Source organism: Cytobacillus sp., assembly GCF_964223445.1.
In the GTDB taxonomy this organism is placed as follows: domain Bacteria; phylum Bacillota; class Bacilli; order Bacillales; family Cytobacillaceae; genus Cytobacillus.
This window is the reverse complement of record NZ_CAXQGS010000069.1, coordinates 1-6,644: the sequence shown is the minus strand read 5'-3', so window position 1 is coordinate 6,644 and position 6,644 is coordinate 1. Positions and strand designations below refer to the sequence as shown.

The 6,644-nt window shown below is 43.3% G+C and carries 8 protein-coding genes and 1 pseudogene; 6 read left to right on the top strand and 3 right to left on the bottom strand.

Going from position 1 to position 6,644, the window contains the following annotated elements:
• Nucleotides 1–154: 154 nt before the first annotated feature.
• Nucleotides 155–1,057, bottom strand: a pseudogene (locus tag ACEQ1T_RS13140) (AMP-binding protein); the annotation flags it as partial.
• A gap of 205 nt (nt 1,058–1,262) precedes the next feature.
• Between ACEQ1T_RS13140 and ACEQ1T_RS13135 the strand changes: the two are divergent.
• From ACEQ1T_RS13135 to ACEQ1T_RS13110, 6 genes are read left to right on the top strand one after another with little or no spacing between them, the layout of a single operon-like run.
• The gene (locus tag ACEQ1T_RS13135) at nt 1,263–1,484 is read left to right on the top strand and encodes a spore germination protein (protein WP_009331280.1); all 222 of its coding nucleotides are present in this window, start codon (nt 1,263–1,265) and stop codon (nt 1,482–1,484) included.
• 13 nt (nt 1,485–1,497) lie between these two features.
• A complete protein-coding gene (locus ACEQ1T_RS13130) occupies nt 1,498–1,722 on the top strand; it encodes a spore germination protein GerPB (protein WP_206835172.1) in 225 nt (74 codons plus the stop codon).
• Nucleotides 1,723–1,758: 36 nt separating this feature from the next.
• Nucleotides 1,759–2,370 (top strand): spore germination protein GerPC, encoded by a 612-nt coding sequence (gerPC, locus tag ACEQ1T_RS13125; protein WP_206835170.1) that lies wholly within the window; start codon nt 1,759–1,761, stop codon nt 2,368–2,370.
• Nucleotides 2,367–2,543, top strand: coding sequence for a spore gernimation protein GerPD (locus ACEQ1T_RS13120; protein ID WP_206835168.1), 177 nt, complete (start codon nt 2,367–2,369; stop codon nt 2,541–2,543). The genes gerPC and ACEQ1T_RS13120 overlap by 4 nt, the downstream gene beginning before the upstream one ends.
• Before the next feature lie 4 nt (nt 2,544–2,547).
• Nucleotides 2,548–2,928: a spore germination protein GerPE gene (locus tag ACEQ1T_RS13115; protein WP_206835165.1), complete on the top strand. Its 381-nt coding sequence runs from the start codon at nt 2,548–2,550 to the stop codon at nt 2,926–2,928.
• A 32-nt stretch (nt 2,929–2,960) separates the two neighbouring features.
• Complete coding sequence (locus ACEQ1T_RS13110) at nt 2,961–3,179, top strand: spore germination protein (RefSeq protein WP_009331287.1); 219 nt, start codon at nt 2,961–2,963, stop codon at nt 3,177–3,179.
• A gap of 32 nt (nt 3,180–3,211) precedes the next feature.
• Here the strand turns inward: ACEQ1T_RS13110 and ACEQ1T_RS13105 are convergent, their stop codons facing one another.
• Both ACEQ1T_RS13105 and addA read right to left on the bottom strand, forming a co-directional pair.
• The gene (locus ACEQ1T_RS13105) at nt 3,212–3,523 is read right to left on the bottom strand and encodes an HNH endonuclease (protein WP_206835163.1); all 312 of its coding nucleotides are present in this window, start codon (nt 3,521–3,523) and stop codon (nt 3,212–3,214) included.
• 580 nt (nt 3,524–4,103) lie between these two features.
• Nucleotides 4,104–6,644, bottom strand: a 2,541-nt coding sequence (gene addA, locus ACEQ1T_RS13100) for a helicase-exonuclease AddAB subunit AddA (RefSeq protein WP_370223272.1), incomplete at its 5' end; no start/stop codon positions are given.

Sequence of the window (6,644 nt, the reverse complement as noted above, 5' to 3'; positions counted from 1 at the left end):
GGTGACTGGAGTTCAGACGTGTGCTCTTCCGATCTCAAAATGTCAGAGTTGTTATAGCTGGCTCCGCACCGCCGCCATCTTTTGTAACAAGAGTAGAAAAGGAGCTTGGATGGGAGTTTATTCAGGTATATGGAATGACTGAATCATCTCCATTAAGCACTGTATCTACTCTTGTTACAAAAGCTGGCGGCGGTGCGGAGCCAGCTATAACAACTCTGACATTTTGTTCAACAGCCGGAACAAATTGTTCATAATACTGCATCAGCGAATTCAGGACTGTAGGAGCCATATGCATGACGGATACTTTATTTTTTTGCAGTGCATCAAAAATCTTTTCTGGAGTTGCTTTTCTTATACACACCTGAGAAGCGCCATTTGCCGTGTAATAAAAAGGAGAGCCCCATCCATTCACATGAAACATCGGAAGGACATGCAGCAATACATCCTGATCGCTGACCCTTAAATGATGCATTGTTGACAATGCATGCAGGTAATTGTTGCGATGGGTCAGCATGACACCTTTTGGATTGCCAGTTGTGCCGCTGGTATATAGAAGGCTGCACACATCATTTTCGTCGAGGACCTCCCTCTGATATGAACCGCTGTCCTGACTGCTGAGCCATGAATCATAATCGCTCTCATTCGTCTCTTCCTCTTTATAATGCACGAAGATTTTTTCCACAGTTTTCAGCTGATCTTTCACAGGTAATATAAGATGATAAAGGTCCTGGTCTACAAATAGGATTTTGGATTCACTGTGATTCAATATATACAGGTAATCTTCCGGCTTCAGCCGTATATTTAATGGGACTATAATTCCTCCCAGCTGAAAAACACCATAAAAACCCTCCAGCATTTCGACGGAATTAGGTGCAAGATAAGCCACCCTGTCCCCCTTTTCAACCCCTAAAGCTTTTAAGCCATGGGAAAGCTGATTAACTCTCTTATTCAATTCCTCATATGTAAAAACCCGATCATCTGCAAAAATGGCTTTCTTAGAATCGTAAAGAGACACAGCACGATCTAAAAACTGCGTTACTATTAATGGGACATTCATTTTATAGCCACCTCACTGAAAATTTAGTTAATTCTATATTTTTATATTATCATAAAAATTATGACAGTTTCATCTGGATTTTGTCTGTTATATAACATTTGCAGACCTTATCATTAAAGTGCATTTCAGATATTTGGGCTAATTAATCACAATCAGCTAGCAGGCACATACGATATACAAGAAATCATTTTAAAGGGTGTTATGTATGCCAGCTATTGTCGGAGTCGCACAGGTCATATCAATTGGAAGCAGTTCTGTATTCAACATTGGGGATGTCTATAAAATCATGCCTGTTTCTAACGCTAAGACCTTTTCAGGCGCTGGATCGTTTAACACGGGGGATGGCCTGAATGTTTACAATCACCGGAGCACAACAAACACTTATGATTGTGATGGCGTGGATCAGGGCAATTATTTCAATGCTTAAAACGGGTGATGATATGAATTTTTATATACAGCAGTCCATTCATATTAATTTTATTAAGATAGGCGGGATTTCAAACTCTTCCGTTATGCAGATTGGAAGTGCAGGCATAATAAAGCCGGCTTCATATCTGTATAACACAGGGGGATTTACCGAACCTGCACCTGAAGCGGAATCACCAGTTCCATCGGGCCCGGCGGACAGTCTATTATTAATGCCTTCGGTACCTTTGACAACATAGTGATAGGTTATCTTTAAACAAAGCGAGGTGGTGCGCTTGAACCAGCAAATAAATACCTATCTTCACCAATTGCATGCTTTTGTGGAGGCCCAGGAAAAACGAATCCGAATACTGGAAAAGGCGGTTAAGAAACTTCAGGAAGAGACTGAAGTTCTAAAGAACCGTCCGCCAATGCAGGTCGACCGGATTGAATATAAATTTGACCAGCTAAAGGTCGAGTCCCTCGAAGGTACTTTAAACATCGGCTTAAATCCTTCTGAGCTGCAAAACATTGAAGATTTTGCCGTCGATAACAAAAACATCAAAGCACCTATTTCGCCTAAGAATCAGATGAAGAGAACGATGGAAATTGAAGATGCCATCTATCAATATTTAGAACAGGAACTTCCTGACATTACAGCTACTGTACAGAAGAAGTTAAATGTCAGTGTGGATGATTCCTATATTACATTTATCAAAGAAGATATCAAAAAGCAGCTGCCTAACAGGATTGACTTCTATATTAAACAGCAGCAGGCTTCGAATCGATCCGGGAAGGAAAATGATAACAAAGAGATTATTGAGCTTATAAAAAAGGAAATTCACAATGGAGTCCATGCCTTTATCTCACATTTGCCAGAGAATATGAAAGGGATGAATAACGAATGAATTATCAGGTATATAACCGAGATTTGTGTGTTGGCAGCATAAGAGTGCTTGGTGTTTCCAGTTCTTCTGTATTAATGGTTGGAGATACACAGACGATCCAGCTTGCAGCAACCTTTGATACCCCAGTAGAATCTCTACTGATTGGGCCTTTTGTGCCGCTAACACCGGAGTAGCCGTATGCTTCAAAGAACTTCGTCAGTTGCTAATATTCATATAGATACTATTGCGTTTTCATCGATATTTGAGATTGGGGACTCCTGCTTAATTCAGGGTTTTTCCAGGGCACTTGCAGTTCAGCGCGAAGCGGAGTACTTTGATGCCCATGAAGGCAATTTTGCTGCTTATCCTATTTTCAGTGAGCCCATCCCTCTCCTTCCTATTGATGAAGTAATTGCGATTCAAACTACACAGCTGAATCCAATCATTAAAGTACAGAATATTGATATTATCGGGGTTTCCTCCTCTTCTGTCATTCATATCGGCAACAGTGGAAATATTTCAATGGAAGCCCGGGTCAAGCATATCCGTCAAGTTTATCCAAAAAATAGCACTTCTTAAGAATGAAAATTTTTTCATAAAGGATGTTTTACATGCCAGCTATAATCGGACCGGTACAAATCATCAATGTCGGCGGGGGAATTGTGCAATTTGGAGACTCCCTTTATATCTCTCCAAAAAGCAATTCAAAATCAACGACCGGACAGGGTGCCGCAAATACGGGCGGCTTAGTCATTACAAACAATGGCCTGAGCGCCAGCAATGTTCTGGATACCAGTCTGGTTGATCAGCCAAATGTCGGAAATAACTAATTTTTAAGTAATTTCGGACGATAGCACATTTGTTATCGTCCTTTTGATTTCCTGTCATTAGATTTTTTGGCTTTCGTTAACTTAGATGAAGGCTGCTTCCTGATCCATTTCAAATATTTTCCGATTTTATCATCCTGCTGTAATAATTCTATTGAATTCAGTCGTACAGCCAGCTCTGCATTCGTATATAAAGCATGAATCTGCTTATGACAGGGTATGCATATTTTCGCGGTCGGCAGGAAGGTGCCCCCCATTTCTTTCGGCGTTAAATGATGGACGGTTATTTCAGTATCCTCCCGCATGCATAATTCGCAGGTTCCCGTCTCTGTTTTCTTTTTTCCCATTGCTAGCCTCCTTTATATTTAATTTACCCTTTATATTGGGGGTAATAAAATCGCATATTTTCCCCTTTGCGCAGGTACTCTCTGGTTGTGCGCGCTTGTTCAGCTGATGCGCGCGCTTCGTATGGTTATGCGCGAATTTCTCCTTTTTGCGCGCGGAGATGCTTCGTTTGCGCGCGGGAATTCACTGGTTATGCGCGCTTGTTCAGCTAGTGCGCGTATCTCTCTTGGATCTGCGCGGATTTCTCCCTTTTGCGCGCGGAGATGCTTCGTTTGCGCGCGGGAATTTTCTGGTTACGCGCGCTTGTTCAGCTAGTGCGCGTACTTCGCCTGGATCTGCGCGGATTTCTCCCTTTTGCGCGCGGAGATGCTTCGTTTGCGCGCGAGAATTCACTGGTTACTCACGCTTGTTCAGCTAGTGCCCTTACTTCGCCTGGATCTGCGCGGATTTCTCCCTTTTGCGCGCGGAGATGCTTCGTTTGCGCGCGGGAATTCACTGGCTGTGCGCGGCTTTTCGGCTAGTGCGCACAATACCATTCCTGCTAATACGCAAAAAGCCGGCAAGTTTCCTTGCCGGCTTTCCCTATAACTTAATTGTATGAGCCCCGTCAAAGAAGAATAGGTATCTTTCTTTGACTTTTCTCTTTAATATTTGTTCCAATGCTCTGGTGTACATATCAATTTGAACTTTGTATCTGTTTTCGAGAACGGGTTTGGCTTCAGCAAAGCCTCCCTTAAACCGGCCCCTGATTCCATCCGTTTTATAATCCAGAAGCACCAGACCCTGCTCATCTTCAAATACGCAGTCCACAATCCCCTGAATGAGAACCGTTTCATCCTCTCCCTGCCAATCTGAATAGATTTCCCGGGCTGGGAAAGATAAACTGAATGGGATTTCTCTTCGTATCGATTTAGCCTGAACAATTCTTTTTCCCAGTTCGGTTTCGAAAAACTGTACAATCAGCTGCGGCTCAATACTTGCATGCTGCTCTTCTGTCAGCAATTCGTTATGAACCATCTCATCCATTTTGGAAGCTACCGTTTCCACAGCTGCAGGCCTGCTTAAATCAATATGCTGCATGACAGCATGCATAGCAGTACCCCGTTCAGCTGGAGAAAGAGATTTTTCCTGCATGAATCTAGGCCTGCCCAGCAGGGGTTTATTGATTTTACGGATTAATTCAGTATCGCTGTCTTCTTCTGAAAAAATCTCCCGCTGCCGCTTTACTTCCGAAACGGATTGCTTAGATCTAGCTTGAGCAGCCTGCTTAAAGGAATATTTCCAGGAAAGCTGTTCCTCAACTTTATCCTTATAAGCCGATTCAGCCGGAACAGGTTTTCCTTCATAAACCAATTTCAGCAAATCCGTTTCGCCCTCATTGGCTTCTTCTGAAAGAACTGCAGCTTCTTCGCTTTTGATTATGGTTAAATTCCAGCAGGAAGGGTGTTCAAGTATTTCAGAAGGTACGAGAGGATGAACCTGCCCTTCCCCTCTCAATACCTCACAATCTCTATGTCTGACAAGCGATGGACCAATCCAGTCCAGGTAACTGTTTGCAGAAGCCCTGTCATACTCATTCAGGAGCCACTCTTTATGCTCCGATGCCTGCAGCCACTGATTTATTTTTTTATCAGCACTCTTGACTGACGAAATCAGGAAAAGCTTTTCCTTCGCCCTTGTTAAAGCAACATATAGGACCCGCATTTCTTCAGCAAGCATTTCCATTTTCTTTTTTCGTTTAAAAGCAATCTGCGGCAAAGAGGGATAAGAAATTCTCTTCTCGGCATTCACATATTTTGCAGCGAATCCAAATTCCTTATCAAGCATGTACGGCTTTTTTAAATCCATCGTATTAAAACTGCGGGCAAGCCCTGCAATGAAAACGAAAGGAAATTCCAGCCCTTTGCTGCTGTGGATCGTCATAAGGCGGACAACATCTTCCTGCTCACCCAAAGCACGGGCAGCGCCAAGATCATCGCCTCTGTCCCGCATTCGTTCAATAAACCTTAAGAAGCGGAATAATCCTCTGAATGATGTTGCTTCATACTGTCTGGCTCTGTCGTACAGTGCGCGAAGGTTTGCCTGCCTCTGTTTTCCGCCCGGCATGCCGCCGACGAAATCATAAAATCTGGTTTCTCTATACAGATGCCAAATCAGTTCGGAAAGCGAACCTTGGCGCGCCATCACACGCCAATCTTTAAGCTGATCAAAAAACGGCCGCACTTTCTCATATAATTCTTCTGCTTCCAGGGTTGGGTCATTCCGGCAAAAAGAAGTCAAAGCTTCATAGAAAGAACCTCTTTTATTATGGATTCTGATTTGTGCCAGCTCTTCTTCGGTCAGCCCCAAAATAGGAGATCTTAGAACTGATGCCAGCGGAATATCCTGATACGGATTATCAATCACTTTTAGAAGTGACATCATAATCGCTACTTCCGTTGCTTCAAAATAGCCACTGGAGAGATTGGCATAAACAGGGATTCCCTGCTGTTTGAACTCCTCCATTATTTGCGGAGCCCATGTCATGGAACGAAGCAGGATGACAATATCCCTATACTTGGCAGGCCGCTCGGATTGGGTCTTTGTGTTGTAAACTTCTTTCCGATTCCCAATGATTTCTTTTATTCTCGACGCCATAAATCTGGCTTCGAGCTGTGACTGGGCTAACTCTTCGCTGTCAAAACCCTCATCCATTGATTCAGGCTCAGGTTCGTTTTTTTCATTTTCTTCAAGATCAATAATGGCTATTTCCACAGGGTGTTCCTGACTCTCTGAATAAGGAGCTCCTTTAACAAGCTCAGCTGCCTGATCATACTCAATTTCACCGACAGATGTCCCCATAATTTGCTTAAAAATATAGTTGGTCCCGTGGAGGACTTCTTTACGGCTTCTGAAATTTCGCGCCAGATCAATTCTAAGCCCTGCCACTTCTCCGTCCCGGCCAAACCGGGTGTACTTACCCAAAAACAGATTAGGCTCTGCAAGGCGGAAACGGTAGATCGACTGCTTTACATCGCCTACCATGAAAAGATTTCCGTTTTCTTCTGAATCTGCCGTTACCAGCTGCAAAATCGCTTCCTGCACCATGTTGGTATCCTGATACTCATCAACCAGGACTTCTTT